At 60.3% G+C, this 25392-nt stretch carries 29 protein-coding genes; 18 read left to right on the plus strand and 11 right to left on the minus strand.

Annotated features, from left to right (window positions below; translation table 11 throughout):
• The first annotated feature begins 15 nt into the window (after positions 1 to 15).
• Positions 16 to 405: a rhodanese-like domain-containing protein gene (locus Q1B27_RS05855; protein ID WP_299845080.1), complete on the plus strand. Its 390-nt coding sequence runs from the start codon at positions 16 to 18 to the stop codon at positions 403 to 405.
• 19 nt (positions 406 to 424) lie between these two features.
• Here Q1B27_RS05855 and hspQ read toward each other — a convergent pair whose 3' ends face one another.
• Positions 425 to 751: a heat shock protein HspQ gene (gene hspQ, locus Q1B27_RS05860; RefSeq protein ID WP_299845083.1), complete on the minus strand. Its 327-nt coding sequence runs from the start codon at positions 749 to 751 to the stop codon at positions 425 to 427.
• Positions 752 to 1007: 256 nt separating this feature from the next.
• On the opposite strand from hspQ, the gene Q1B27_RS05865 reads away from it, so the two are divergent.
• Positions 1008 to 1619 (plus strand): transglycosylase SLT domain-containing protein, encoded by a 612-nt coding sequence (locus Q1B27_RS05865; RefSeq protein WP_299845086.1) that lies wholly within the window; start codon positions 1008 to 1010, stop codon positions 1617 to 1619.
• A 44-nt stretch (positions 1620 to 1663) separates the two neighbouring features.
• Here the strand turns inward: Q1B27_RS05865 and Q1B27_RS05870 are convergent, their stop codons facing one another.
• From Q1B27_RS05870 to Q1B27_RS05885, 4 genes are all read right to left on the minus strand, one after another.
• On the minus strand, positions 1664 to 2269 hold the full coding sequence (locus tag Q1B27_RS05870) for an outer membrane lipoprotein carrier protein LolA (protein ID WP_299845089.1): 606 nt from the start codon (positions 2267 to 2269) through the stop codon (positions 1664 to 1666).
• Positions 2270 to 2444: 175 nt separating this feature from the next.
• Positions 2445 to 5303 carry a DNA translocase FtsK 4TM domain-containing protein gene (locus tag Q1B27_RS05875; RefSeq protein WP_299845093.1) on the minus strand — a complete coding sequence of 953 codons (2859 nt, stop codon included), beginning with the start codon at positions 5301 to 5303 and terminating at the stop codon, positions 2445 to 2447.
• Between the two features lie 18 nt (positions 5304 to 5321).
• A complete protein-coding gene (locus Q1B27_RS05880) occupies positions 5322 to 6500 on the minus strand; it encodes an aminotransferase class I/II-fold pyridoxal phosphate-dependent enzyme (RefSeq protein ID WP_299845096.1) in 1179 nt (392 codons plus the stop codon).
• Positions 6501 to 6720: 220 nt separating this feature from the next.
• Positions 6721 to 8049, minus strand: coding sequence for an amidase (locus Q1B27_RS05885; RefSeq protein WP_299845099.1), 1329 nt, complete (start codon positions 8047 to 8049; stop codon positions 6721 to 6723).
• A 91-nt stretch (positions 8050 to 8140) separates the two neighbouring features.
• Here Q1B27_RS05885 and Q1B27_RS05890 point away from each other — a divergent pair, with 91 nt between their 5' ends.
• Positions 8141 to 9358 (plus strand): FAD-dependent monooxygenase, encoded by a 1218-nt coding sequence (locus Q1B27_RS05890; protein WP_299846806.1) that lies wholly within the window; start codon positions 8141 to 8143, stop codon positions 9356 to 9358.
• A 49-nt stretch (positions 9359 to 9407) separates the two neighbouring features.
• Here Q1B27_RS05890 and Q1B27_RS05895 read toward each other — a convergent pair whose 3' ends face one another.
• The 3 genes from Q1B27_RS05895 to Q1B27_RS05905 all read right to left on the minus strand — a co-directional run bounded on the left by Q1B27_RS05895 (position 9408) and on the right by Q1B27_RS05905 (position 11690).
• On the minus strand, positions 9408 to 9854 hold the full coding sequence (locus Q1B27_RS05895; RefSeq protein ID WP_299845102.1) for a hypothetical protein: 447 nt from the start codon (positions 9852 to 9854) through the stop codon (positions 9408 to 9410).
• Between the two features lie 67 nt (positions 9855 to 9921).
• On the minus strand, positions 9922 to 10482 hold the full coding sequence (gene rsmD / locus Q1B27_RS05900) for a 16S rRNA (guanine(966)-N(2))-methyltransferase RsmD (RefSeq protein ID WP_299845105.1): 561 nt from the start codon (positions 10480 to 10482) through the stop codon (positions 9922 to 9924).
• Positions 10479 to 11690, minus strand: coding sequence for an FAD-dependent oxidoreductase (locus Q1B27_RS05905; protein WP_299845109.1), 1212 nt, complete (start codon positions 11688 to 11690; stop codon positions 10479 to 10481). The genes rsmD and Q1B27_RS05905 overlap by 4 nt, the downstream gene beginning before the upstream one ends.
• A gap of 92 nt (positions 11691 to 11782) precedes the next feature.
• Between Q1B27_RS05905 and Q1B27_RS05910 the strand changes: the two genes are divergently transcribed.
• From Q1B27_RS05910 to Q1B27_RS05970, 13 genes are all read left to right on the plus strand, one after another.
• A complete protein-coding gene (locus tag Q1B27_RS05910) occupies positions 11783 to 12271 on the plus strand; it encodes a peroxiredoxin (protein WP_299845112.1) in 489 nt (162 codons plus the stop codon).
• 176 nt (positions 12272 to 12447) lie between these two features.
• Positions 12448 to 13971, plus strand: a complete 1524-nt coding sequence (gene gpmI, locus Q1B27_RS05915) for a 2,3-bisphosphoglycerate-independent phosphoglycerate mutase (RefSeq protein ID WP_299845115.1) — start codon at positions 12448 to 12450, stop codon at positions 13969 to 13971.
• The gene (locus tag Q1B27_RS05920; RefSeq protein ID WP_299845118.1) at positions 13962 to 15095 is read left to right on the plus strand and encodes a peptidase M23; all 1134 of its coding nucleotides are present in this window, start codon (positions 13962 to 13964) and stop codon (positions 15093 to 15095) included. Before gpmI ends, Q1B27_RS05920 begins: the two co-directional genes overlap by 10 nt.
• Positions 15096 to 15102: 7 nt before the next feature.
• On the plus strand, positions 15103 to 16437 hold the full coding sequence (locus Q1B27_RS05925; RefSeq protein ID WP_299845121.1) for a S41 family peptidase: 1335 nt from the start codon (positions 15103 to 15105) through the stop codon (positions 16435 to 16437).
• Positions 16438 to 16624: 187 nt separating this feature from the next.
• Entirely contained in the window at positions 16625 to 17329 is a 705-nt protein-coding gene (locus tag Q1B27_RS05930; protein ID WP_299845125.1) for a M50 family metallopeptidase, read from the plus strand.
• Between the two features lie 339 nt (positions 17330 to 17668).
• The gene (gene ispH / locus Q1B27_RS05935; protein WP_299845127.1) at positions 17669 to 18619 is read left to right on the plus strand and encodes a 4-hydroxy-3-methylbut-2-enyl diphosphate reductase; all 951 of its coding nucleotides are present in this window, start codon (positions 17669 to 17671) and stop codon (positions 18617 to 18619) included.
• Between the two features lie 246 nt (positions 18620 to 18865).
• Positions 18866 to 19138, plus strand: coding sequence for a hypothetical protein (locus tag Q1B27_RS05940; protein ID WP_299845130.1), 273 nt, complete (start codon positions 18866 to 18868; stop codon positions 19136 to 19138).
• The gene (locus Q1B27_RS05945; RefSeq protein ID WP_299845133.1) at positions 19135 to 20139 is read left to right on the plus strand and encodes a hypothetical protein; all 1005 of its coding nucleotides are present in this window, start codon (positions 19135 to 19137) and stop codon (positions 20137 to 20139) included. Before Q1B27_RS05940 ends, Q1B27_RS05945 begins: the two co-directional genes overlap by 4 nt.
• Positions 20140 to 20262: 123 nt before the next feature.
• The gene (locus tag Q1B27_RS05950) at positions 20263 to 20874 is read left to right on the plus strand and encodes a LysE family translocator (RefSeq protein ID WP_299845136.1); all 612 of its coding nucleotides are present in this window, start codon (positions 20263 to 20265) and stop codon (positions 20872 to 20874) included.
• 4 nt (positions 20875 to 20878) lie between these two features.
• Positions 20879 to 21331, plus strand: coding sequence for a DUF3429 domain-containing protein (locus Q1B27_RS05955; RefSeq protein WP_299845139.1), 453 nt, complete (start codon positions 20879 to 20881; stop codon positions 21329 to 21331).
• Positions 21328 to 21918, plus strand: coding sequence for a class I SAM-dependent methyltransferase (locus Q1B27_RS05960; protein ID WP_299845142.1), 591 nt, complete (start codon positions 21328 to 21330; stop codon positions 21916 to 21918). Before Q1B27_RS05955 ends, Q1B27_RS05960 begins: the two co-directional genes overlap by 4 nt.
• Complete coding sequence (gene rnhA / locus Q1B27_RS05965) at positions 21911 to 22387, plus strand: ribonuclease HI (protein WP_299845145.1); 477 nt, start codon at positions 21911 to 21913, stop codon at positions 22385 to 22387. Before Q1B27_RS05960 ends, rnhA begins: the two co-directional genes overlap by 8 nt.
• A complete protein-coding gene (locus Q1B27_RS05970; RefSeq protein ID WP_299845148.1) occupies positions 22384 to 23007 on the plus strand; it encodes a trimeric intracellular cation channel family protein in 624 nt (207 codons plus the stop codon). Before rnhA ends, Q1B27_RS05970 begins: the two co-directional genes overlap by 4 nt.
• Here the strand turns inward: Q1B27_RS05970 and Q1B27_RS05975 are convergent, their stop codons facing one another.
• Positions 23008 to 23268 carry a DUF167 domain-containing protein gene (locus Q1B27_RS05975; protein ID WP_299845151.1) on the minus strand — a complete coding sequence of 87 codons (261 nt, stop codon included), beginning with the start codon at positions 23266 to 23268 and terminating at the stop codon, positions 23008 to 23010.
• A gap of 109 nt (positions 23269 to 23377) precedes the next feature.
• Here Q1B27_RS05975 and Q1B27_RS05980 point away from each other — a divergent pair, with 109 nt between their 5' ends.
• Both Q1B27_RS05980 and Q1B27_RS05985 read left to right on the plus strand, forming a co-directional pair.
• A complete protein-coding gene (locus tag Q1B27_RS05980; protein WP_299845154.1) occupies positions 23378 to 23956 on the plus strand; it encodes a nitroreductase in 579 nt (192 codons plus the stop codon).
• Positions 23953 to 24657, plus strand: coding sequence for an EI24 domain-containing protein (locus tag Q1B27_RS05985; protein WP_299845157.1), 705 nt, complete (start codon positions 23953 to 23955; stop codon positions 24655 to 24657). The genes Q1B27_RS05980 and Q1B27_RS05985 overlap by 4 nt, the downstream gene beginning before the upstream one ends.
• On the opposite strand, the gene Q1B27_RS05990 is transcribed toward Q1B27_RS05985, so the two are convergent.
• Together Q1B27_RS05990 and mce are read right to left on the minus strand one after the other, a co-directional pair.
• Entirely contained in the window at positions 24626 to 24907 is a 282-nt protein-coding gene (locus Q1B27_RS05990) for a DUF1467 family protein (RefSeq protein ID WP_299845160.1), read from the minus strand. The genes Q1B27_RS05985 and Q1B27_RS05990 overlap by 32 nt on opposite strands.
• Positions 24907 to 25311 (minus strand): methylmalonyl-CoA epimerase, encoded by a 405-nt coding sequence (mce, locus tag Q1B27_RS05995; protein ID WP_299845163.1) that lies wholly within the window; start codon positions 25309 to 25311, stop codon positions 24907 to 24909. The genes Q1B27_RS05990 and mce overlap by 1 nt, the downstream gene beginning before the upstream one ends.
• Positions 25312 to 25392: the final 81 nt, after the last annotated feature.

A 25392-nucleotide genomic window follows, 5' to 3' on the forward strand; every position in this document is an offset into this window, starting at 1 on the left:
ACACGGAGGGTCGGCATGGCAATTCGCCCGGTAAAAGAGTTGGTCAAAGAGGCCAAAACCCAGATCACAACGCTTTCTGTGGCCCAAGCCCAGGCACAGCAGGCCGCTGGCGACGCGCTCTTGGTCGATATCCGTGACCCCCGCGAATTGGCCCGCGATGGCCGCATTCCGGGTGCATTTCATGCTCCGCGCGGGATGCTGGAATTCTGGATAGATCCCACCAGCCCCTACCACAAACCAGAACTTGCAACCGACAAAACCTTGATCCTGTTTTGTGCAAGCGCCTGGCGCTCGGCCTTGTCAGTCAAAACATTGCAGGACATGGGTGTTGAGAAGATAGCCGAAATCGACGGCGGATTCGGCGCATGGCGAAAGGCCGGCGCGCCAATCGAACGCGCCGAGTGACCTTTGGGACGTTCCCGGCTTAATTCAACTGGAAATGAAGCGGATACTGACCATCTTCAAACGGACCGAACATGTCGGGGATGTCCGGGTGTTCGACCGGTTCGCCCGAATAATCCGCAATCAGGTTCTGTTCGCTGACATACGCCACATAGTAGCTTTGGTCATTCTCGGCCAGAAGGTGATAAAACGGCTGATCCTTTACCGGACGGCTTTCCTCGGGGATCGACGAATACCATTCTTCGGTGTTGGAAAATTCCGGATCAACGTCGAAAACGACACCGCGGAACGGGTGTTTCCGATGGCGGACAACCTGTCCGAGATGATATTTTGCACGCGTTTTTAACATTACATAACAGCCCTTACCATAGACATTAACGCTTACAAGGCCAGTTTGTCCAATGATAGCTGCAATTTAGGCCGGAAACAGTCTGTGAACTAAGCCTTGACAGTCCGCTGCGCGGTTTCCCGCCACCCCTTGCGGTAACTTTACGCCAAATACAATCACCAATTGAAAATCAAATTTGCCGACGACCTGAATTCGAGATTCCCTCAAGCCCGATTTTCCGCTAAACTAATAAAAAACAAAAAATAGCGAGAGGCAGATGAGCAGAACTCTTCGCGCATTTATGGCAATCGCGCTGTTGGCATCCTGTGGCAGCAGCGGTGGTGATCGGGGCCCGGCCCCTCGTGATCTCGATAACGCCTGCGCAATCCTAAGCGACCGGCCGGAATTCAGGCGGGCCTTCAACGCAGCAGAGCGACGCTGGGGTGTGCCTGTGCCCGTGCAAATGGCCACGATTTACCAGGAAAGCAAGTTCAAGGCCGACGCCCGAACGCCGACGCGCTGGACACTTGGCGTCATTCCGATGGGCCGCCAAAGCTCGGCCTATGGGTATTCACAGGCCCTTGACGGCACGTGGGACGAATACAAACGCGAAACCAGCCGCCGCCGGGCGCGACGCGACAATATCCACGATTCGGCCGATTTCATGGGGTGGTACATGTCGAAATCCCGTGAACGCCTTGGGATTTCGCTGGCCGATACCCGCAGCCAGTATCTGGCATATCACGAGGGTCGCACCGGATTCTCGCGCGGCAGTTACAATGGCAAACCATGGTTGCTGCGGGTCGCAAACGAGGTCGAAACCAGATCACAAATCTACAGCGTGCAGCTATCGCGTTGCGGTGGGCGACGGTCGGGCAGCCTGTTCTGAGAAGGGGCCGCATCTCCGGCCCCCCTCGTTTCAGCGCATCCGGTCTACTTGTCCTGACGGATCACAGCGCCTTTGGGCAGGGCAAATATCTCGTCCTTGAAACGTCCCCCCTTGGTCAATTCCCCCAGCACCACCGTCGTACGTGATCCGGCATTGTCATTGATCACCCATTGCCGCAGCTCGACCGGAGCGCCGGTAAACACCAATTCGATACTGCCATATTCTGGGTGTTCCGGATCCTGCGCCGTGACGGTCGTTGTCTTGCCGTCACTGGTATGGCCCACAACCATTCGCGCGCGCCCAAGATCAACGTTGCGCGCCAGGATGATGCTCAACGGGGTGCGACGCAACGGATAGGCCTCGGCCTTCTGGTTGGACTTAGCGTCGGCGATGCCCACATGCACACCGTCCGACACCACAAGGGTGCGATCCGGTGGATTATATTCGAAACGCACCCGCCCGGGGCGTTTGATATAAATCTGCCCGGTGCTGATCGTACCGTCATCATTGATCTGGGTGAACTCACCCGTAGCGGTCTTCATCCCGTTCAAATATTGCGAAATCGTGGGCAGAGACAGCTTTTCCGCTGCCGCCGGCAGGGCCGTCATCAGCGCGATCAGACCCGCCGCGAGGGTACGAGAGATTTTCATCACAAACCAACTCCATTCAGTCGTTCTACGCCCGCAGATGTAGGTATCGCGGCACTGTTATACGATATCAGCCCGGTTTTTCGGGGGTATCGGTCCAGAAATGCAAGGGTTCAAGCAGAATTGATCTGTCATCGGCACGACCGGCGTTTTGACGCCGCCGGTCGCGCTTTGTCGCTCAGGCCTGCTCCGGCACCAGAATTTCGCGTTTACCGACGTGATTGGCGGCGCTGACGATGCCTTCATCCTCCATCTGTTCAACCAGACGGGCCGCCTTGTTGTAGCCGATGGCCAGTTTGCGCTGAATGTAAGAGGTGCTGCATTTGCGATCCTTGATGGCGATCGCCACCGCCTGATCGTAAAGCGCGTCTTCGCCATCGGTATTGCCACCGGTATTCAGCCCCAGAACGGCGTCAATGCTGTCGGCTTTTTCCTCGCTCGGGCCGCTCAAAACGCTGTTCACATATTCCGGCGGACCATAGGCCTTGAGGTTCGTCACCACTTCTTCGACCTCTTCATCGCTGACAAACGGCCCGTGGCAACGGGTGATCTTGCCGCCACCCGCCATGTAAAGCATATCGCCCATACCCAAAAGCTGCTCGGCCCCCATTTCACCCAGAATGGTGCGGCTGTCGATTTTCGAGGTGACCTGGAATGAAATCCGCGTGGGGAAGTTCGCCTTGATCGTGCCGGTAATCACGTCCACCGAAGGGCGCTGCGTGGCCATGATCAGGTGGATTCCGCTGGCCCGTGCCATTTGTGCAAGACGCTGAATACAGGCCTCGATCTCTTTGCCCGCAACCATCATCAGGTCGGCCATTTCGTCGACGATGACCACGATATACGGCATTTTCTCGGGGGCGAATTCTTCGGTCTCGAACACCGGTTCGCCGGTCTCATCGTCAAACCCGGTCTGAACCGTGCGGCTGAAAAGTTCGTTCTTCGACAGCGCTTCATGCACGCGGCCATTGTAACCGTCGATGTTGCGCACGCCCATTTTTGACATCTTGCGATAGCGGTCTTCCATTTCCGCCACGACCCATTTCAAAGCAACCACGGCTTTTTTCGGGTCGGTCACAACCGGGCTCAGCAGGTGCGGAATGCCATCATAAACACTCAGCTCCAGCATTTTGGGGTCGATCATGATCATCCGGCACTCATCCGGCGTCAGCTTGTAAAGCAGGCTCAGGATCATGGTGTTGATGGCCACCGACTTACCCGACCCGGTGGTTCCCGCAATCAGCAAGTGAGGCATTTTCGCCAGGTTGGCCACGATCGGATCACCGCCAATATCCTTGCCCAGGGCCAGCGGCAGCTTCTGGTTGCCATCGCCATAGTCCCGGCTTGACAGGATTTCACGGAAACCCACCATCTCACGGTTTTCGTTGGGTAGTTCAATACCTATCACACTGCGCCCTGGCACGGTGCTGACCCGTGCGGACAGCGCCGACATCGACCGCGCAATATCATCTGCCAGACCGATAACCCGGCTGGCCTTGAGGCCCGGAGCAGGCTCCAGCTCGTACATCGTCACCACCGGGCCGGGACGGACGCTCACAATCTCGCCTTTGACACCGTAATCATCCAGCACCACCTCAAGCATCCGGGCGTTTTCTTCCAGCGCCTCATCACTCAGATGATGGCGCTTGATGTTGACCGGGTTCGACAACAGGCTCAGCGGCGGCAGCTCATATTGCACGCGCTGCTTGTCCTCAAACTGCAATTTGGGTTGCGCTTCGGCCATCGCCCGGGTCGACGGTTGAACCGCCTTTCGCGGCGGATGCTGCACCACTTTGCGTGGCTCGGCCACCGGAATACGCGGCGCTTCAGACGCTGCATATGCTTCGGTTTCCGGCTCGATCACATCCTCTGCCGGGGCCTCGGGAATGTTCATATGCGGCTCGGCCATCTGTGCGGCGGTTAGTGGTGGCTCGCTTCTAAGGCCGGGCGCTGCAGTGTTTAGGATCAACGGATCGGGTCCACGGCCACGCCCCTTGGTCAAGGGCGCAACGGCTTCGACCTGGACCGCCGGATTTTGGCGTACGCGCGACCGGATCACATCGGCAATCTTGGCGCTGATACGCTCGTCACCGGGCGCATCAGCCTCACCCTCATAGGGTTCAGCCTCGACCAATTCCGGCTCGGGCATACGATCAGGACGCCGGATCAACGAAGGCATCCGCGACAACAGACCACCGGTTTTCTCGACCGGTTCAACCACGCCGTCATCATGGCCCATCACCGGCGCGGTTCGCGTCACCATCGGCTCTTGCATGCGGCGCGAATGATCCAGCGCCTCATTCTCTGCCGCCGCGCTGATACGACGCTCGCGACGATCCGCCAAACGTTCCTGCATGGCCCGCGTGGTGCTTGCGGCCCCCGCAGCGCCCTTGCCCAGCAACGTCATAAGGCTGGCATAGGTCATGATCACGCCGATCAGCAGGAACCGCGCAATACGGCCGACCTCTGCACGGGTAAAGCCCAAAACAAAGGCACCCAGCACCAGCATCGCCACGCCCAATACGACCGAAAGCAGCTTCAAGCTCAGGCTCGCGCTCAATGGCAACACCCCCAGGGCCGTACCCAGAACCGTATCTCCAAACAGACCTCCCAGCCCGAAATTATGGGTGGCGTTCCATTCCGCACCCGGCGTCAGGGAAGAGGCATAAAGCGCCAGAACCGCAATCCAGATCGGCGCAAAAATCAATCGGCCAATGGCGCGTTCCTGACCCAGATGCAGCGTAAAACGTGCGCCCCAGGCACCCAGCACGACGGCCAGACCCCAGGCTCCCCAACCGACGATCATGAACAACGGTGCGGCGATCGACGCGCCGATTGATCCCAACCAGTTTTCGACCGGCGCATCCGTGGCCGACATCCAGCTTGGATCGTCAGGGCTGTAGGATACGATCAGGGCCGCCGCCATTGCGCTCAGGCACAACAGTACCAACCCCAGCAATTCCTTGCCGCGTTTCTCGATCGCCTCGGCCATGTTGCTGTCCAACAGCGGATCGCGTCCCCGTGCCTGATATGCCATGTCTTCCCTCTTTTGCACTCAACTATACAGACAGTCGCGAAGCCGGGTGAGGCCCTGCGCCATCTCTTCTATTGGGGCCACCATCGCGGCCCGGATATATCCTTTGCCGGGGTTTTGTCCCCCGGCCTCACGGCTCAGATACGCGCCGGGCAGCACCCGCACGCCAGTCTCAAGCCATAATTTCATCGTCGCCTCTTCACCGTCATCCACCGGCAACCACAGGAAAAACCCTGCTTCTGGACTGGTGTAGCCCGGCACACCGCCCATGATCTCATCGGCCTTGGCGTATTTCGCCGCATAAAGCGCGCGGTTTTCGCGCACATGCGCCTCGTCATCCCAGACCTTCTCGGCCGCATGTTGCAAAGGCATCGGCAGGGGTGCGCCCGCATAATTGCGCAATTGCCTGACCCGTTTGATGCTTTCCGGGCCGCCGGCGATGAACCCACTGCGCAGACCCGGCAGGTTGGACCGCTTCGAGAGCGAGTGAAACACCACCACCCGTTCCGGGTCCGCATTCAAATCCCGCGCCACTTCCAGCGCACCAACCGGTGGCTCATCGCGGTAGATCTCGGAATAGCATTCATCCGCGAAAATCTTGAAATCATATTGCTCGGCCAGACGGATCAAACCTTCCCAATAGGCACGGCTGGCCACCGCGCCCTGCGGGTTGCTGGGTGAACAGAGATAGGCCACCGCCACCTGGTTCAGAACATCGGCACTCAGCGCCTGAAAATCCGGTAAATATCCCGTTTCGCGCGTCGCAGGCACAAACACCGGTTCCGCCCCCACGCTCAGCGCCGCCACCATATAGACCTGATAAAACGGGTTTGGCAGCAGTACCTTTGGCTGCGCGCCACCCTTGATCTCGGGGCACAGCGCCATCATCGCATTGTAAAGCCCTTCGCGCGTCCCGTTTAATGCCATCACCTGGGTTTCCGCATCCAACGTCACATCATAGCGTCGCGCCACCCAGTCACAGATCGCCCGGCGTAGACCCGGCGCCCCCTCATTGACAGGATAGTTTCCAAAACCATCCGCATTTTGCGCAATGATATCAACGATCCAGCGGGGAAAATCATGTCCCGGCTCGCCAATGGTCATATGCATAACGTCACCGCCGGGCGCGTGGGCGTCCAACAGGCTCCGCAAACGCGGAAACGCATAGGCCGGTAGGTTCGAAAACCGCTCGGGAAACATCACATACTGCCTCAAGGTTCGGGATCGTTATCGCCCCGTTTGTCCTGAATCTACCCTAATCGCGGCTCAAAGGTCCAGCAAAACCAAGGCCCTAAAGGTTAATTGTGGCATTTTTGGCAACCAACCGGAACGACCCCCGCAAGCCCCTTGTTTTCAAGGCTACAAGGGTTCTTACCTCCGGCTCCTTCCCGGCAAAAATATTCCTGTCACGGTCGAATATTCAGCTTAATGCCACCTCGGCTGCCGCCGCCACCCGCAAAAGCCGTTCTTCGGCAAAGGGCTTGCCACACATCATGATGCCGCAACTGGGTATACCTGTCGGCAGCGTAACCGCGCAAAGCCCCATCAGGTTGCCCACCCGCGTATTACGCAGCGCCAGCAGATTCTCGGTCAGATAATAATCTTCATCGGTCATCAGCCGCTCGGCCTCCGGCGGCAAGGTGGGCGCGGATGGCAGGATCACCGCGTCATATCCGGCCACGCGCGCATGCCATTGCGCCCGTAATACCTCTAGCCGCTGCCACGCGGCGACGTAATCCGACGCCTTGAAATCCCGACCTGATCGGAACCGTTCGAGGATCGGCGCAAACATCTTGTCGGGCGCGGCTTCAATTTCTGTCCCCCAGGTACCATAGGCCTCGGCAGTGAATAAGATGCCCGACATTGGCATCGCCTCGGCCACTTCCGGCGCATCGATCTTGTCGATCATTGCCCCCGCTGCCTGCAATCGGTCCACCGCGCTGCGATAGCCCGCAAGCGGTGCATCGCGCACATCTTCCATCACCTCGGTCTGCAATGCGGCCAGCCGGATACCGTCCAGCGATGCGCCGCGCAAATCGACCGCACGCGTCCCCTCCAGAGCCGCCAGCATCAGCGCACAATCCTCAACCGACCGGGACAGCGGCCCGACCGTATCGAATTTTTCACATAGGGGAACAACACCTTCCAGCGAGACGCGGCCGCTGGTGGTTTTCAATCCGATCAGATCATTCCACGCCGCCGGAATGCGCACCGAACCGCCCGTATCTGATCCGATCCCGCAGGCCGCCAGCCCAAAGGCGACCGAGGCCGCCGCCCCCGAAGAGGACCCACCCGGTACGGCCTGCACATCGTTCACATTGGGCGGTGTCGCGGTAATCGGGTTCAGCCCCAGCCCGGAAAAGGCCAACTCGCTCATATGGGTCTTGCCCAGACAGATCAGCCCCGCCGCCGTGGCCGCCCGCAGTACTTTCGCGTCACGTCCCGGCACCCGGCCTTGCAACAGGGCCGACCCTGAACAGGTCTCGGTTCCGGCGGTATCAAACAGGTCTTTCCAACTGATCGGCACCCCGTCAAGCGGCCCCAATCGCTGCCCCATCCTGGCCCGGTCTGCCGCGGCGGATGCCTCGGCGCGTGCCCGGTCATGGGTGATGGCCGAATAGATCCGATCGCGCACCGGGTGGCTGTCAATTGCCGCAAGATAGGTCTCGGTCAGGGCCACCGGGTCGATCTCGCCAGCGCCGATTTTGTGGCCAAGATCGGCCGCGCTCATCCATAGCCATTCTTGCATCACCACCTCCTTGAAACCGCCTCATCAATTTTCAACGGTAGCGGCAGTGCGGCACATGGACAATCCCACGCCGCTCGCCATATGTAACCTTATGAAACATGACAGCGAAATCCTGATTGTCGGCGGCGGCCTGAATGGTCCGGCGCTCGCGCTTGCGCTGGCTCAGTCAGGCCATTCGGTCACCGTGATCGACACGCTCAGCGAAAAAATCCGCAAAAATGCGGCGTTTGACGGGCGCAGCTATGCTTTGGCGCTGGCCTCGGTCAGGTTGCTGCGCGCCATTGGCATCTGGGATCGGGTGGCGGAAAATGCGCAACCGATGCTGGAAATCAAGGTCACGGACGGGCGCGCGGGCGAAGGTGCCTCGCCTTTGTTCATGCATTTCGACCATGCCGAAATCGAAGAAGGCCCGATGGGCCACATGCTCGAAGATCGCTTCCTGCGCCGCGCCTTTCTTGAGGCGATGGAAGAAACCCCCGGCATAACGCATCTCTCGGGTGAAACCGTCGTTGCGCAGGAAATCTTGCCGGCTGGCGTCACAATCACGCTGGCCTCTGGCAAGACGCTTGCCGGCAAGCTACTGATCGGGTCTGATGGGCGCGCTTCGGGCACGGCGCAGCGGGCGGGCATCCAGCGCACCGGTTGGGGTTATGGCCAGACCGCGCTGGTCTGCGCCATCGAACATGAACTGCCGCATGAAGGCATTGCGCATCAGTTCTTCATGCCGCCGGGCCCGCTTGCCATCCTGCCGCTTCCGGGGAATGTCAGCTCTATCGTCTGGAGCGAATCTGACGAGACCGCTGCCGAGTTCACCGCCCTTTCCGATACCGATTTCATGGAAGTTCTGCGCCCCAGGTTCGGGGATTTTCTCGGCCAGATCAAGCTGCGGGGCAAACGCTTCACCTACCCGCTGGGACTGACGGTTGCGAATTCATTTGTCGCGGATCGACTGGCCCTGATCGGGGACGCCGCGCATGGCATGCATCCGATTGCCGGTCAGGGCCTCAATGCCGGACTTCGGGATGTGGGCGCTCTGGCGCAGGTTCTGGATGAGGCGGCCCGGCGTGGCGAGGACATCGGCGCGCCGGACGTTCTGGCACGTTACCAGCAATGGCGGCGCTTCGACACGGCCACGTTGGCCCTGGCCACCGATTTGACCAACCGGCTGTTTTCCAACGATAACCCGTTGCTCAGGCTGGGCCGCGATCTCGGGATGGGAGCGATCAATGCCATGCCCACCCTGCGCCGTAAATTTATTCGGGAGGCCGCCGGTTTAACCGGTGACCTCCCGTCTCTGATGCGCAACTGATCTCTGCGCGACAGGCTTTGCCTGCCCCATACCGGTAAAAGCGTTCTGCTTAGTCGGCAAACGCCTCAAGCACGTCACTGTCTTCATGCTCGGGCGCGACCAGTTTCAGAACCGGCGATTTGGGGCGTTCTGCCACCGGATCACCGGGACGCACAGCGCGCTGAGGCACGCAATCGACTTCATCAACCGGGCTGGATGTAAAGACCCGGCGCGCTGACAGGTCGACCACATCGGACGCCTGACGTTCGCGCAGTGTCACATGCGGTACCTCGCGTTCTTCCCAATACGCGGGGTTCCTAAGAATATGTGCGGGCAGTCTGTCACGCAGCAGTACACGACGCTTCTGCTTTTTTACCACAACCTCATGGTTCTGCCCGGCATGGCTGTCAGGATCACTCAACACCACATCCCGCAACATCTGTTCGCGTGCTTTCAACGCATTAATCTCAGACCGAATTCCAGCCAACTCATCAGCGATATTGCGGGTGTGAAACATTTAAACTCTCCGTCCTGGTGACAAACAGAACAAAAACAGAACTTGATTAAAACTGCGTGAAAATGATTCAGGTTTTGTTCTCAAGGAACGAAATTTTTGTATCCCCGTAGGTTCGCGCCTCGATCAGGCGCAGCGCGGCCGGGACTTCGAGAGCCGCGCTTTCCTCCCAGACGATCAACGCCTCCGGCGCGATCCATCCCCCCGACAGCGCCGCGCTCAGCGCCGCCTCGCCAAGCGCCTTGCCATAAGGCGGGTCCAGAAAAATCAGGTCATAGCCCTGATCCGGGTTCTCGCCCAGCCGCCTGGCATCGCGGCGAATGACCTTCACCTGCGCCGTTGCCCGGCAAAGCGCGATATTCTCAGACAGGATTTTCTGCGCCTTGCGCCCATCCTCGACAAAGGTCACGCACTCGGCCCCGCGCGACAGCGCTTCAAGTCCCAATGCCCCGGTGCCCGCAAAGATATCCAGCACCCGTGCCCCGCTTGCCGGATCGCCGTAGCCCCCGGCCAGCACGTTGAAAAGGCTTTCGCGCACCCGGTCGGCCGTGGGCCTGAGATGCGCAGCCGCGTCCCCCTTCCCGACCGAGGCCAATGTCCGGCCCCGATGCGCACCGCCAATGATTCTCACGCGCGCATCAATTGCTTCAGATCGGCCTCCGGATCGGCAACGATGGCCGGATCAGCGGTCTTGCCGCCATCTATCAGCCGCTTGCCGACCATATAGGCACGCGGCTCGTTCATCGCGTCCACGGCCAGCAACTGATCGCCCTTGTAATACCAGAAAGAGGCATGCCCGGGCCCGTCACCGGGCCGTGTCACAATCCGGTCATAGCCGGTATTCAGCCCGGCAATCTGCAATTTCACATCATACTGATCCGACCAGAACCACGGCTGCGGCACATAGGTCTTGCCCGCACCCATGATATTCTCGGCAACACATTCGGCCATGTCGATCGCATTGGGCACACTTTCAAGCCGGATGCGCCCCCCCGCATGCGGGAAAGAGGCGCAATCCCCCGCCGCCCAGATCGCCGGGTCGCTTGTCTGCCCCTGCGCGTTGACCCTGATACCGTTCTCGATGTCCAGACCGGCAGCCTCGGCCAATGCCGTGGCGGGCATGATACCTACGCCCACGATCACGAAATCCACCTCCAGTTCGCTACCATCGATCAGCCGCGCACCGCTGACATGACCGTCCCCCAACAGCGTCTCAAGGCCCACACCCTCGCGGATATCAACACCGTGCCCCTGATGCAGGTCGCGGAAAAAATCCGAGGTTTCAGGCGCCGCAACCCGTTGCAGGATACGGTCGGCCATCTCGACCAGTACAACCTGCAAGCCTTTGCTTGCCGCCACCGCGGCCGCCTCAAGCCCGATATATCCACCGCCCACGATCAGCACACGTTTGCCGGGGCCAAAGCCGGGTTCCATCGCATCGACATCCTTGAGGTCACGCACGACAAAGACACCGTCCAACGCGCCACCGATCGCCGCTGGCAACCGCCGCGGGGTCGATCCGGTCGTCAGCACCAGATGATCATAACCGACACGGGTCTCGCCCAGGATGACCTCCTGCGCGGCGCGGTCAATGCCACTCACCTGCGCCGCCAGTCGCAGATCAATATCGTTTTCCTCGTAAAAACTCTCGGGTCGCAGATAAAGCCGCTCCAGCTCCATTTCGCCCAACAGGTATTTCTTCGACAAAGGCGGACGCTGATAGGGTGGCACCGGCTCTTCGCCAATCAGGGTCACCTGACCCTCGAAACCACCATTGCGCAGCTTGGCCACCAGAGACGAACCAGCCTGCCCTGCCCCAATCACAACTACGTGCGTCACCCCGCCTACTCCTTATTTCGCCGTGGCTTTGCCACCTGTCCCGGCCTATATCTACACCCACCCGAAACGCAATTGATAGACAGGATGCGACAATGAGTATTTCTACCGGCGACAAACTTCCCGCAGCGACCCTGATGCAGATGGGTGCAGAAGGCCCCGAGGCGGTGGCGCTGGACGATAAGACCAAGGGCCGCAAGGTGGTGATCTTCGCCGTGCCGGGCGCCTTTACACCCACATGTCATTCGGCCCATGTGCCCAGTTTCATCCGCACCAAGGATGACCTGGCCAGCAAGGGTGTGGACGAGGTGATCTGCATTAGCGTCAATGACCCGTTCGTGATGAAATCCTGGGGCGAGGCAACAGGCGCATCTGACGCCGGCATCACCATGCTGGGCGATGCGGATGCGTCCTTTACCAAGGCCATCGGCATGGATTTCGACGCCCCGCCCGCCGGCCTGCTGTCGCGATCCAAACGCTATGCGATGCTGGTCGAAGATGGCACCGTCAGCCTGCTGCAAGCCGAAGAAAATCCCGGCGTCTGCGAGGTTTCCGGCGGCGAGGCGCTGCTGGACTCGATGTAAATAGACCCAGCGGGGTGCGTGCGTATGGCGCGCCCCGCCCCTGCCGGGCCGCCCCGGCAAAGCCGCCACTGCGCCACACCTGACGCTAATGTTGTAATTCCTGCGCCTGTTATCGCAAACGCTGTTCACCCTGCCCGCCGAACTCGCTAGAAGGCGTCCATCAGGCAGGAGCAGTCATGACCACACCAATACCCGTCGTCCTGTGCATTCTCGATGGATGGGGCCTCTCGGACCGACGCGAGGCCAATGCACCTGCTTTGGCAGCCACGCCGACCTTTGACCGGCTGATGGCGACCTGCCCCAATAATACACTGATCACCCACGGCCCCGATGTCGGCCTGCCCGAGGGGCAGATGGGCAATTCCGAGGTCGGGCATATGAACATCGGCGCGGGCCGCGTGGTTGAAATGGATTTGCGCCGGATTGATCACGCCATCCGCACCGGCAGTTTTGCCACCCTGCCCGGCGTTCAGCGCTTTGCCGGAAAACTGAAAGCGTCCGGTGGCACCGCGCATTTGCTGGGGGTTCTGTCGGATGGCGGCGTGCACTCGCATATCGAACACATGATCGCCGCCGCCCGCGCGCTGACCGATCACGGGCTACGGGTGGCCATCCACGCATTCACCGACGGGCGTGATGTGGCACAGGTTTCGGCCAAGACCTATCTTGAGGAATTGCGCGAGGCGTTGCCCGACGGGGCCTTCATCGCCACCGTGTCGGGGCGATATTACGCGATGGACCGCGACAATCGCTGGGACCGGGTAGAGCTGGCCTTTCAGGCGCTTGCCAATGCCAAGGGATACACCGCCGAAACCGCCTCGGACGCCATCGACAACGCCTATGGCAAGGGCCGCACGGATGAGTTCATCAAACCGCGCGTGCTGGGTGATTATGAGGGCATGAAAGACGGCGACGGCATTTTGTGCCTGAATTTCCGCGCCGACCGCGCCCGCGAAATTCTGGCGACCTTCGCGGATCCGGATTTCGATGCGTTCGACACCGGCCCGCGTCCCGATTTTGCGATTGTCAGCGGTTTCACCGAATATTCCCGCCGTCATTCCAACTACATGGATTGCATCTTTCCCGATGAGCGCCCGGAAAACACCCTGGCCGAATGGGTCGGAAAACAGGGCAAGTCCCAGTATCATTCCGCCGAGACCGAGAAATACCCCCATGTCACCTTCTTTCTGAATGGCGGCAAGGAAACGCCCGAACCGGGCGAAGACAGGTATCTTGCCAGTTCACCCGATGTCGCCACCTATGATCTGCAACCCGAAATGTCTGCGGCCGAGGTGACGGACCATTTCGTCGAAGCGATCAGGAAGGGCTATGACCTGATCGTGGTGAACTACGCCAATCCCGACATGGTCGGCCATACCGGCGATTTGCAGGCCGCGATGGCCGCCTGCGAAGCCGTCGATCAGAGCCTGGCCCGGGTGACCGCGGCGCTTGAACAGGTCGGCGGCGCCATGATCGTCACTGCCGATCACGGCAATTGCGAGGTGATGGTCGATCCCGACACCGGCAAACCGCACACCGCCCATACCCTGAACCCGGTACCCGTGATCTTGCTGGGGGGGCCGGACGGGGCGCAGCTGCGCACAGGGCGTCTGGCCGATCTGGCACCAACATTGCTGGACCTCATGAACCTCGCGGTGCCGCCCGAGATGACCGGCAAGAGCCTGATCACATGCGGCTGATTGCGGCCCTGCTTGCTGGAGGCACCATTGCCGGGGCCTGCCTGGCGCAGGAAAACCGCGCCGCCGATGCCGCCCGCGCCGCCGCCGACCGCCTGGCCGAGGCCGCGATCCGGCTTGACGAGGCCGATGGCGCCCGCAATCGCGTCAAGGCATTGACGGAAACCGTGCACGCCTTTGAAAGCGGGCTCGAGGCCATGCGCGAGGGCGTGCGCCGCGCCGCCATCCGCGAAGAGGTGCTGAGCCGCGAATTGCAGGCGCGCGAAGCCGAAATCGCGCAGCTGCTGGGCGTGCTGCAATCCATGGGCAGCGCCCCTTCACCGGTGCTGCTGCTGCACCCGTCCGGCCCGGTGGGCACCGCACGCTCGGGCATGATCCTGGCCGAGGTCGCCCCGGCACTCAACGTCCGCGCCGCCGAACTGCGCGACAAGCTGCAAGAGATCAGCGTGCTGCGCGCGCTTCAGCAAAGTGCCGCCGACAAACTGCAACAGGGGCTTGATGGCGCACAAGAGGCGCGTACCGCCCTGTCGCAGGCCATTTCCGACCGGACCGACCTGCCCCGACGCTTTACCGAAGACCCGGTCAAGACCGCCCTGCTGATCGCCTCGACCGAAACGCTCGAAGGTTTCGCCAGCGGTCTCAGCCAGATCGCCGTGGGTGAAAGCTCGGGCAGCCTGCCCGACATTACCGATCGCAAGGGCACGCTGAAACTGCCGGTGCAGGGCCGCATCCTGCGGCGCGCGAACGAGGCAGACGCCGCCGGCATCGCCCGTCCCGGCATCGTCATGGCCACCCGTCCCCGCGCGCTGGTCAGCACGCCCACCGCCGCAACGCTGCGCTATACCGGCCCCCTGCTTGATTACGGAAATGTTATCATTTTGGAGCCCCAGGCCGGGATTCTGCTGGTGCTTGCCGGGCTTGACGTGGTCTATGGTCAGACAGGACAGGTACTTCCGGCTGGCAGCCCCGTGGGGTTGATGGGCGGCGTTGACCCCGATCCCGGCGCTTTATTGCCACGCGACGGTCAGGAAACGGCTACCGGTCAGACGCAAACCCTCTATATAGAGGTAAGACAACAAAACACGCCCGTGGACCCGGCACAGTGGTTCATGACTGACGAAGGATGACTACGCGATGAAAAAATTCCTGATGGCCGCCGCGGCCGGAACGCTGGCCGGCGTTGTTGTGACGACACAGGTCGCTGCCCCGTTGCTGGCACAGGAAGCCAACAAAAGCACGGATGTCTACGAGCAGCTTGACCTCTTTGGCATCATCTTTGACCGGATCCGCACACAATATGTCGAGGAAGTGGACGAGGGTGACCTGATCGAGGCCGCGATCAACGGCATGCTCACCTCGCTTGACCCGCATTCCAGCTACCTGTCGCCCGATGATGCCGCCGACATGCGCGTGCAGACCCGTGGCGAATTCGGTGGTCTGGGCATCGAGGTCACCCAGGAAGACGGTTTCGTCAAAGTCGTCTCACCGATTGACGGCACCCCGGCGGATGAGGCCGGGATTGAATCTGGCGATTTCATCACCCATGTCGACGCCGAAAGCGTGCTGGGCCTGACCCTGGACGAGGCTGTCGATTTGATGCGCGGCCCTGTTGGCAGCGAGATCGTGATCACCATCGTCCGTGAAGGCGAGACCGAACCGTTTGATGTCTCGATCGTGCGCGACACCATCAAACTGACCGCCGTGCGCACCCGCACCGAACAGGACACCGTTGTCCTGCGCGTCACCACTTTCAACGATCAGACCTACAAGAACCTCGAAAGCGGTCTTGCCGAACAGGTCGAAGAAGCGGGCGGCATCGACAACATCCGTGGCATCGTGCTTGATCTGCGCAACAACCCCGGTGGCCTGCTGACCCAGGCGATCCGCGTTTCGGATGCCTTCCTGGATGAGGGCGAGATTGTCAGCACGCGGGGCCGCAACCCCGAGGATGGCGACCGTTTCAATGCCACCGCCGGTGATCTGGCGCAGGGCAAGCCGATCGTTGTGCTGATCAATGGCGGTTCTGCCAGCGCCTCCGAGATCGTGGCCGGTGCCCTCAAGGATCACCGCCGCGCCATCGTCGTGGGCACAAAAAGCTTTGGCAAAGGGTCGGTTCAGACGGTCCTGCCGCTGCGCGGTGACGGCGCCATGCGCCTGACCACGGCGCGCTATTACACGCCGTCGGGCCGGTCGATCCAGGCTTTGGGCGTGTCCCCTGACATCGTGGTTGAACAGCCCCGCCGCACCCCCGAATCCGAGGAGGAAGAGGAAGAACAGCGCGGTTTCCGTTCCGAGGCTGATCTGCGCGGCAGCCTGAACAATGACAGCCTGTCCGAGGATGAAATCCGCCAGATCGAAGAGGATAACGCCCGCGCCGAAGAAGCCGCCAAACTGCGCGACGAGGATTATCAGCTGGCCTATGCCATCGACATCCTCAAGGGTCTGACCGCGCTGAACGGCAACGATTAATCCGGGGCAAATCCCGAAAATTCAAACGCCGCGGTGCCACTAACCGCGGCGTTTTTCTGTTCCGGCATGGCTTGCAGGGATGCCAATCCGGTAATCCTGCCAATGCCAACCTCGGCATCTGCCGCGCCCCTTTTATCTTGCGGCCTGCCGGTTTGACATTTTCCAACCATCCATGCGTGATCGCGTCATGAAAATGATCACGGGCCATTGGCAACTTATTCTCATCACCGGGATCGTGTTCTTGCTGTGGAACACGCCCGCAATATTTCCCCTGAAAATCCTGATCGTGTTCATGCACGAGCTGTCTCATGGGCTGGCCGCACTCCTGACCGGCGGTATGATCGTGGACATCACCCTCTCGCCGCAACAAGGCGGCCAGATCCTGACCCGCGGCGGCAGTGCCTTTGCAACGCTGTCAGCCGGGTATGTGGGCTCGCTCCTCATCGGTATCGTGTTGCTGATCCTGGCGCTGCGCACCAACGCGGACCGGCTTCTGCTGGGGTTTTGTGGCGTTGTCATTCTTCTGGTCACCGCATTTTACATTCGCGATTCCTTCGCCCTTATCTTCTGCGCGATAACCGGCATTCTGATGCTGGCAGTTTCCCGATACCTCAGCATTGCCATCAACGATATGGTCCTGCGGGTCATTGGCCTGACCAGCATGCTCTATGTTCCCTATGACATCTTTGACGACACCATCGCCCGGTCGGGGATGCGCTCCGACGCGTATATGCTGGCAGAACGGGTCGGCGGCACTGCTGCGCTGTGGGGGGCCATCTGGTTGGTTCTGAGCCTGGCGGTGATCCTGCTATGTCTGAAATACGGGATTGGTCAGAACAGCAACATCACCTTCGTGACGGCATCGGACAGGCACAGATCAGGCCCGCGTTAGGCAGATCAGAGCGGACCGTTAAGGACAGACCGACCGCCTTCCAAAACGCGGGTGACGACCCTGCCACCATCCCCGCGCCATACCAGGCAAGATACCCGCACGCCCGCCGTTCGCCCTGTTAACCCCGCAAAACACCGCTTTCGGCACCGACGTAATACCGACAAAATACCGACGTTATACCGATTTCGGTTTTCGTCCAATTTCAATGCATTAACCCGATTCGTCGCAAAATCCGGCGATGCACCGTGCGTAACGTGTCGTTTCGCAACGCCCGCCTCCGCCGCTACGCACTGGACGACACCCGTCAGAAGCCTTACCTCTGACCCGACAGGAGACGCCATGACCAACCCACCGCTCACTCTTTTTCTGGCCGCACCCCGTGGTTTCTGCGCCGGGGTGGATCGCGCCATCAAGATCGTCGAAAAGGCGCTCACCAAATGGGGCGCGCCGGTCTATGTTCGCCACGAGATCGTGCATAACAAATTCGTCGTCGATGACCTGCGCGCCAAGGGCGCGGTCTTTGTCGAAGAGCTTTCGGAATGCCCGACCGATCGCCCGGTGATCTTCTCGGCCCATGGCGTGCCCAAATCCGTCCCGGCCGAGGCCGCCAGCCGCAAAATGATCTATGTCGATGCCACCTGTCCGCTGGTTTCAAAGGTGCATATCGAGGCCGAGCGTCACTCGGGCGCCGGACTTCAGATCATCATGATCGGCCATGCGGGCCACCCGGAAACCATTGGAACCATGGGACAATTACCAGACGGCGAGGTGCTGCTGGTCGAAACCCCGGATGACGTGGCGCATATCGACGTGCGCGATCCCGACAAGCTGGCCTTTGTCACCCAGACCACCCTCTCGGTCGATGACACCGCCGATATCGTGGCCGCCTTGCAAACGCGCTTTCCCAACATCAGGGGACCGCACAAGGAGGACATCTGCTATGCTACCACCAACCGGCAAGAGGCCGTGAAAGTGATGGCCGGAAAGGTCGATGCGATGCTGGTCGTCGGCGCCCCCAATTCATCGAATTCCCGGCGCCTGGTCGAGGTCGGCACCAAGGCAGGTTGCGCCTATTCCCAACTGGTTCAGCGCGCCACCGATATCGACTGGCGCGCGCTGGAAGGGATCACATCCCTTGGCATCACCGCCGGGGCTTCTGCCCCCGAAGTGCTGGTGGACGAAGTGATCGAGGCCCTGAAATCCCGCTACAACATCACCATCGCCGAGGTCGAAACCGCCAAGGAAAGCGTGCATTTCAAAGTGCCCCGCGTGCTGCGCGAAATCGCCTGACGCTCCCGCCGCAGCCTGCAAACTGCCGTGACATCTTCGCCTTTCCAAGGCGTTGTTTTTGTTGATAACTTCGACAGAAACTGTGCCATGCGCCCGTCGCGAAACCTCGCAGGTCGCCCAGCGTCCTGACGATCAAGGTCAAAGACACAGACGCGGAACCTGGCCCATACAACCCAGAGCCGAACCGTCAGATTGAAATTTTCCCGAAGCCGTGGCAAAATACCTCAATATTTTGGAGTATTTAGCATGAACAAACATGATTTGATGGAGGCCATGACCTCCGGCGCAGATTTCAGTCAATTCAGTCGGGAAGAACTGGCCGAAGGGCTAAATGAACTGACATTACAGATCGTTGGCGGTAAAAGCCGCTCGAAAAATATTGGCCAATCCATTTTCGACGGAACCGGCATCGCAAATACCGCCGGCGTCGTCACCGGCGTGCCCATGGAGGCGACGATCACCTGTCCCAACCCGCTTTGCCGACAGCGCATCGTGCTTGACCTGAGTGATTTCGCATGACCACCAAAGACAAGTCCCCCGCCGACGACGCAAACCAGGCATCCGCCGCGCCACAAACCGAAGCAGTGGCCGGCAGGCAGCCGCCAAAAAAGGTCAAAGTCTCTGCAGCCGCACACCAGATGAACCTCGAAACAGTCGGCGGCAGAACCGGAACGAATGGCAAGGTGTTGTTTCCCTTCGACATTCAGAACGCCGAAAGTAACGCGGGCTGGTCGGTCGTTTCCAATTACGAGCTCGACTCAACCCCTGAGCAAGCCGAGGCCATGCGCCATACAATGAAAGTGCTGGCGCTGCTCGAAAGGTTCTATACCGCCTGCAAACCCAAGGATGCCAAACTGCTCAGCTACCAGTTGCGCGAGACCGCCCGCGGGATTGCGCAATCGGGAAACCGGCCCAACAAACTGGCCGATTTCGCAATTCAGGTAGGGGATCTGGAGCGGGAAATCGCGCTGCGTTGTCTGGCGCCAATGGCCCGCAAGCAGCTAAAATCAGCAGCCGTAGGCTCGTTGGTTTTCTTCTTCATATTGTCGGGTTTCTGGTATTTCGCGGCCTCCTTCCCCGAAATGATCGCCGGTAGCATCCTGTCAACGAACGGCGCACTTCTTCCGCTCGGCTTCAATCTCGGCCTGATCGCCATTGGCGTTCTGCTGGGCCGTTTCGTGGTCTTCATGTCAATGCTGCGGACCATCGTTTCCGGCGAAAAAGACTACTATGTTGTCGTGCGCGAAATACCGACCGGTCTTGGACCTTTGCGCGATATCGTGGTCGCCTCGGTTCTGTTCCTGATCCTGAAGTACAAGATTGTCAGTGTCGGGTTCGCAGACGTCACCATCGGCACGGCCGCGGCAAGCAGTGGTGTGCTTGGATCAGCAGAGAACGCTAAAATCTTCGTTCTGGGTTTTCTCGTCGGTCTGGTGATCCCGTTGGTTGTTGACCGGATGCTGCGCACGTCGCGCGACCTTGTGGAATCCTCGACCGATGTGCCAGAGCCAAGCGGTTAAATCGCACCGGTCAAAGGAAATCTCTGCCTGCAAAATCCCCCTGTCAGTTGAGGCTATGCCGGGTTGACAGCCCGGTCTGGCTATGGCCCCACTGGGCCAATCGCAAAACAGGACGTTGACCGAATGACCGTGCAGTTTCTTCTGACCGCTCTCGTGGTTGTGCTGATCCCCGGGACCGGCGTGATCTACACCTTGGCAATTGCCTTGGGCCAAGGCACGCGCGCCAGTATCGCCGCCGCCCTGGGCTGTACCCTTGGTATTGTTCCGCACCTGTTGGCAGCAACGCTCGGACTGGCGGCGGTGCTGCACGCCTCTGCGCTTCTTTTTCAGATGGTGAAATTTGCCGGCGTGGCCTATCTGCTTTACCTCGCCTGGCAGGCACTGAAATCAGGTGGCGCGCTCTCGGTCGAGGGGAATCCCACCACCCAGTCAAGCTGGCGGATTGCCCGGCGCGGTGCGCTGATCAATATCCTGAACCCCAAGCTTTCGGTCTTCTTTCTGGCACTCCTGCCCCCCTTCCTGTCCGGCAACCCCGCCGCCGCCACGGTCGAAATGCTGGGCCTTGGCGCGGTCTTCATGGGTCTGACCTTTGTCGTGTTTGTTCTTTACGGGGTTTTCGCCGCCACGGCGCGCGCCCGTGTTTTGTCCTCGCAGATTGCGATGCGCTGGCTAAACCGCAGCTTTGCCGCTCTCTTTGCGGCCCTTGGCCTACGTCTGGCGCTGGAGAAGGGGTAACCCCATGACAACAATACCCCGCACACCGCTGACCCTTGGCCTGGCGGGCCTTATCCCGTTCCTTTGGGGCGCGCTCACCGTGCTGTCACCCGATCTGGCCACCTGGACAATCCAAACCATCGGTCCACGGTTTGCCGGACCCTATGTGATGTTGTTCTATGGCGCGGTGATCCTGTCATTCATGTCCGGCGTGCTCTGGGGCTTTGCCACGAAGCTGTCGGGTGCACAGGCCAGCACCGGCTACATCCTCTCGACCTTTCCGGCACTCTGGGCGTTTTTGATGACAGGCGGTGGGCCGGTCGGTGCGGGCATTTCTCTGATGGTGGGGTTCATCGGGCTGCTTGGCCTCGACTGGCTTTTCTGGCACTACGGCGTGGCACCGGCATGGTGGATGCGCCTGCGCCTTCTTCTGACCGCCGTCGTGCTTTTGTGTCTGACGATCGGAGTCACCCAATGAGCAGCGATATCGAAACCCTCAAGGTCTATGGTGACATGGCCGATGACTATGCCGCCCTGGCGAACGAGATCGCCGATCCGGCGCTGACCACTTTTATCGGGGCGCTGCCCAAGGGCTCGCATGTGCTTGATCTGGGCTGCGGACCCGGTTTTGCGGCCGGGCACATGGCCCGCGCAGGCCTGACAGTCGATGCCACAGATGCAGCCCCGGCAATGGTCGAACTGGCCGGCAAGCAGGACGGCGTCAACGCCTGGGTCGCCACTTTCGATGACCTGACCGGCAGTAGTCTTTACGATGGGATCTGGGCCAATTTCAGCCTGCTGCACGCCCCCCGCGGAGACATGCCGCGTTATCTCGGCACCCTGCGCGAGTTGATAAAGACCGGCGGCATGTTCCATATCGGCATGAAAACCGGGACCGGCGAACACCGCGACGCCCTTGGCCGACTGTACACCTATTACACCGAGGAAGAATTGACCGTTCTGCTCAATGACGCGCGCTTCACCCCCTTTTCCAGCACGACGGGCCGCGACAAGGGTCTGGATGGCGAATGGGCCGATTGGGTGACGATCACCGCCCATGCCTGAACTGTTTGCCTATACAGACGGGGCCTGCTCGGGCAATCCTGGCCCGGGCGGCTGGGGTGTGCTGATGCGCGCGATGGATGGCGACCGGATCGTCAAAGAACGCGAATTGCAGGGTGGCGAGGCCGAGACCACCAATAACCGGATGGAGCTTCTGGCGGCGATCCATGCGCTGGAAACCTTGGAACGCGCCAGCGCCATCACCATCGTGACCGACAGCGCCTATGTTAAAAACGGCATCACGGGGTGGATGTTCGGCTGGAAACGAAATGGCTGGAAGACGTCGAACAAGAAACCTGTGAAGAATGTCGAACTATGGCAACGTCTGGATGAGGCGCAGGCCCGCCATGATGTGACCTGGGAATGGGTCAAGGGACATGCGGGCCACCCGGAAAACGAACGCGCGGACGAGCTGGCACGTGCCGGCATGGCCCCGTTCAAGCCCAAGAAACCCAAGAAGGGTCAGGAATGACAGCTCTCACCCTACTTGATTATACCTCAGTGCTGATCTTCGCGCTGACCGGCGCGCTCGTGGCAAGCCGGGCGCAGCTTGATATCGTGGGCTTTGCTTTCATGGCCTGTATCACAGCCGTGGGCGGCGGCACGGTGCGCGACGTTCTTCTGGATCGCAACCCGGTCTTCTGGGTTGGCAATCCCACCTATATCTTCATCGCCCTTGTCGCAGCCGTCTTCATCTATTTCACCGCCCACAAGGTCGAAAGCCGCTATCGCTGGCTACTTTGGCTTGACAGTTTCGCTCTTGCTGTGGCCGTCCCTGCCGGCATGGCCGCAGCGATGGTGATGCTGCAACCGATGCCGATCATGGTGCTGATGGGGGTGGCCACGGGATGTCTGGGCGGCCTGATGCGTGATGTGGTCTGCAACGAAGTACCGCTGGTCCTGAAACAGGGAGAGCTTTACGTGACCGCCGCGCTTGGCGGTGCTTTGGCTGGCATCGTGATGATGCAATTCACCCATCTGACCATGCCTGTTCTGCTGGTCTGTGCAATAACCACCTGGGCGCTGCGGGCCGGATCGCTGCTTTTTGGTTGGCAATTGCCGGTCTACAAAAGCCGCCCACCCCGGCAGTGATCACCCGGCCAGCACCTTGAACAGCTTGTCTCTAGCGGTTTGACCGCGCAGTAACGTCAGACGCGATTTGGGAATACCAAGCGCCTTGGCCAGCAGCTTCTGAACCGCAGCGTTGGCCTTGCCATCCTCGGGGATTGCAGTGACGTAAATCCGCAGCATCCCTTCATCGGCCACAACGCGGTCTCGCGACGCTTTCGGCGTTACACGCACGGCGATCTGATTGCCGGCCTGTGCGAGATGGCTGAGATCAGGCAGTTTCATGCACATGGCCTAGTGTTTATCCCATGCCCTGCCAAGGGGCCGCTTCCGGCCCTTGACCTTGGCCTTCCGACCCCCGACATGTAGCGCAACGAAAATACCCGAGGACAGCATGCCCGATCCCAACCCCGCCGCGTTAGAATTTCTGTTGAACCGCCGGTCGCGCCCGGCCAAAACCCTGACCGGCCCGGTCCCCACACGCGATGAGCTGATGCCGATCCTCCAATCCGCGGCGCGCAGCCCGGATCACGGCAAACTGGAGCCCTGGCGCCTGATCGTGCTTGAGCATGCGGCCTTGCAGCGTCTGGCCACGCTGGTTCCGGAAACCGGAAAACGGCTGGGCCGCACCCCGGAAGAGATCGCCAAGGCACAGGACCAGTTTGCCAAGGCCGATCTGGCCGTCGCGGTGATTGAGGTGCAGAAACCATCGCCGAAAATTCCCGCAATCGAGCAAAGCTATTCGGCCGGTGCGGTCTGCCTCGCGCTTCTCAACGCGGCATTGGCGTCGGGCTGGGGTGCAAACTGGCTGAGTGGCTGGGCCAGCCATGACCGCGCATTTGTCACCCGGGCCCTGGGTCTTGAAAGCCATGAGCGGATCGCCGGTTTCATCCATATCGGCACCGAAACCAATGCCCCGCCAGAACGCCCCCGTCCGGACCTTGATCAGATCATCAGCTGGGTCAGTGAATGATATTTGCCTCCTTCTTCAAAGCGGTATCGCAAATCGGTGATCCACGGTTCCGCAAGGTACTGTTGCTGGGCGTTGGCCTGACCCTGGCCCTGCTAGTTGCTGTCTACGCCGGATTTCTGGGCTTTCTGCAATGGGCGCTTGGCGACGGGGCCGAATTGCCCCTGATCGGCACTGTCACCTGGCTGGATGATCTGCTGGGCTGGGGCAGCCTGTTCCTGATGATCATCCTTTCGGTCTTTCTGATGGTGCCGGTGGCCTCGGCCATCACCTCAATGTTTCTCGATGAGGTGGCGAAGGCGGTTGAAGAGCGGCATTACCCTCACCTGCCCGCCGCACCCAGGGTGCCGATCTGGGATGCCATCCGCGATACGCTGAATTTCCTTGGCGTGCTGATTGGCGCCAATATTCTGGCGCTCTTTGTCTATGCGCTGGTGCCGCCGGCCTCGATCTTCATCTTCTGGGCGCTCAACGGTTATCTGCTGGGGATGGAGTATTTTCAGCTTGCAGCCATGCGCCGCCTGGGCCGAACAAAGGCCGCCGCGCTGCGCAAGCAGAACCGCGGCACGATCTGGCTGGCGGGCACGCTGATGGCAATGCCGCTGTCATTGCCGCTGATCAACCTGATCATCCCCATTCTGGGGGCCGCGACCTTTACCCATATCTTTCAGGCTATTCAGGCGCGGACAGGCCCATCCGGTTGAACATGTCGATATCGCGCACGGTGATTGTACCGGTGATGATGATATAGGCCGCAATCGCCCAAAACACCGCTGCCACGATCGTGGTGATGATCGCCTTTTTCTTCAGATGATGCTGTTGTGGCGACCCGTCATGAGTACCGGGAACGATATCACCGGCCTCGCCCTGGGTCTGAATCCGGATCGGCAGCGCCACCAGAAACGTCATGAACCAGAACACCAGATAAAGGACAATCCCCGAGGCGATGCCCATCAGACCTGCTCCAACTCGACCAGGCAGCCGTTGAAATCCTTGGGATGCAGGAAGAGGACGGGCTTGCCGTGGGCGCCGATCTTTGGCTCTCCGCTGCCCAATACGCGGGCGCCGGTGGCTTGCAGATGATCGCGCGCGGCGATGATATCCTCGACCTCATAGCAGACATGATGGATGCCGCCCGCCGGGTTCTTTTCCAGAAATCCGTTGATCGGGCTGTCGTCGCCCAGGGGGTAAAGCAGTTCGATCTTGGTGTTGGGCAATTCGATGAAAACCACCGTTACACCGTGGTCCGGCTCATCCTGCGGCGCGCCGACATTAGCCCCCAGGGCGGTGCGATATTGCGCCGATGCGGCCTCCAGGTCCGGGACAGCAATGGCGACGTGGTTGAGGCGTCCAATCATGGTCAAATCCTTCTGCAAGCAGTTTGGCGTTGTTATGGGGGCAGCGGGCCGCGCTGACAAGCGACAGAGGGACGCAACCCT

The sequence above is a fragment of the uncultured Roseovarius sp. genome (genome assembly GCF_947489715.1).
Lineage (GTDB): Bacteria > Pseudomonadota > Alphaproteobacteria > Rhodobacterales > Rhodobacteraceae > Roseovarius.

Bases quoted from the DNA above. Each gene is read 5' to 3' on its own strand.
- Q1B27_RS05855 (WP_299845080.1), top strand. From the start codon at position 16: ATGGCAATTCGCCCGGTAAAAGAGTTGGTCAAAGAGGCCAAAACCCAG.
- hspQ (WP_299845083.1), bottom strand. From the start codon at position 751: ATGTTAAAAACGCGTGCAAAATATCATCTCGGACAGGTTGTCCGCCAT.
- Q1B27_RS05865 (WP_299845086.1), top strand. From the start codon at position 1,008: ATGAGCAGAACTCTTCGCGCATTTATGGCAATCGCGCTGTTGGCATCC.
- Q1B27_RS05870 (WP_299845089.1), bottom strand. From the start codon at position 2,269: ATGAAAATCTCTCGTACCCTCGCGGCGGGTCTGATCGCGCTGATGACG.
- Q1B27_RS05875 (WP_299845093.1), bottom strand. From the start codon at position 5,303: ATGGCATATCAGGCACGGGGACGCGATCCGCTGTTGGACAGCAACATG.
- Q1B27_RS05880 (WP_299845096.1), bottom strand. From the start codon at position 6,500: ATGTTTCCCGAGCGGTTTTCGAACCTACCGGCCTATGCGTTTCCGCGT.
- Q1B27_RS05885 (WP_299845099.1), bottom strand. From the start codon at position 8,049: ATGCAAGAATGGCTATGGATGAGCGCGGCCGATCTTGGCCACAAAATC.
- Q1B27_RS05890 (WP_299846806.1), top strand. From the start codon at position 8,141: ATGAAACATGACAGCGAAATCCTGATTGTCGGCGGCGGCCTGAATGGT.
- Q1B27_RS05895 (WP_299845102.1), bottom strand. From the start codon at position 9,854: ATGTTTCACACCCGCAATATCGCTGATGAGTTGGCTGGAATTCGGTCT.
- Q1B27_RS05910 (WP_299845112.1), top strand. From the start codon at position 11,783: ATGAGTATTTCTACCGGCGACAAACTTCCCGCAGCGACCCTGATGCAG.
- gpmI (WP_299845115.1), top strand. From the start codon at position 12,448: ATGACCACACCAATACCCGTCGTCCTGTGCATTCTCGATGGATGGGGC.
- Q1B27_RS05920 (WP_299845118.1), top strand. From the start codon at position 13,962: ATGCGGCTGATTGCGGCCCTGCTTGCTGGAGGCACCATTGCCGGGGCC.
- Q1B27_RS05925 (WP_299845121.1), top strand. From the start codon at position 15,103: ATGAAAAAATTCCTGATGGCCGCCGCGGCCGGAACGCTGGCCGGCGTT.
- Q1B27_RS05930 (WP_299845125.1), top strand. From the start codon at position 16,625: ATGAAAATGATCACGGGCCATTGGCAACTTATTCTCATCACCGGGATC.
- ispH (WP_299845127.1), top strand. From the start codon at position 17,669: ATGACCAACCCACCGCTCACTCTTTTTCTGGCCGCACCCCGTGGTTTC.
- Q1B27_RS05940 (WP_299845130.1), top strand. From the start codon at position 18,866: ATGAACAAACATGATTTGATGGAGGCCATGACCTCCGGCGCAGATTTC.
- Q1B27_RS05945 (WP_299845133.1), top strand. From the start codon at position 19,135: ATGACCACCAAAGACAAGTCCCCCGCCGACGACGCAAACCAGGCATCC.
- Q1B27_RS05950 (WP_299845136.1), top strand. From the start codon at position 20,263: ATGACCGTGCAGTTTCTTCTGACCGCTCTCGTGGTTGTGCTGATCCCC.
- Q1B27_RS05955 (WP_299845139.1), top strand. From the start codon at position 20,879: ATGACAACAATACCCCGCACACCGCTGACCCTTGGCCTGGCGGGCCTT.
- Q1B27_RS05960 (WP_299845142.1), top strand. From the start codon at position 21,328: ATGAGCAGCGATATCGAAACCCTCAAGGTCTATGGTGACATGGCCGAT.
- rnhA (WP_299845145.1), top strand. From the start codon at position 21,911: ATGCCTGAACTGTTTGCCTATACAGACGGGGCCTGCTCGGGCAATCCT.
- Q1B27_RS05970 (WP_299845148.1), top strand. From the start codon at position 22,384: ATGACAGCTCTCACCCTACTTGATTATACCTCAGTGCTGATCTTCGCG.
- Q1B27_RS05975 (WP_299845151.1), bottom strand. From the start codon at position 23,268: ATGAAACTGCCTGATCTCAGCCATCTCGCACAGGCCGGCAATCAGATC.
- Q1B27_RS05980 (WP_299845154.1), top strand. From the start codon at position 23,378: ATGCCCGATCCCAACCCCGCCGCGTTAGAATTTCTGTTGAACCGCCGG.
- Q1B27_RS05985 (WP_299845157.1), top strand. From the start codon at position 23,953: ATGATATTTGCCTCCTTCTTCAAAGCGGTATCGCAAATCGGTGATCCA.
- Q1B27_RS05990 (WP_299845160.1), bottom strand. From the start codon at position 24,907: ATGGGCATCGCCTCGGGGATTGTCCTTTATCTGGTGTTCTGGTTCATG.
- mce (WP_299845163.1), bottom strand. From the start codon at position 25,311: ATGATTGGACGCCTCAACCACGTCGCCATTGCTGTCCCGGACCTGGAG.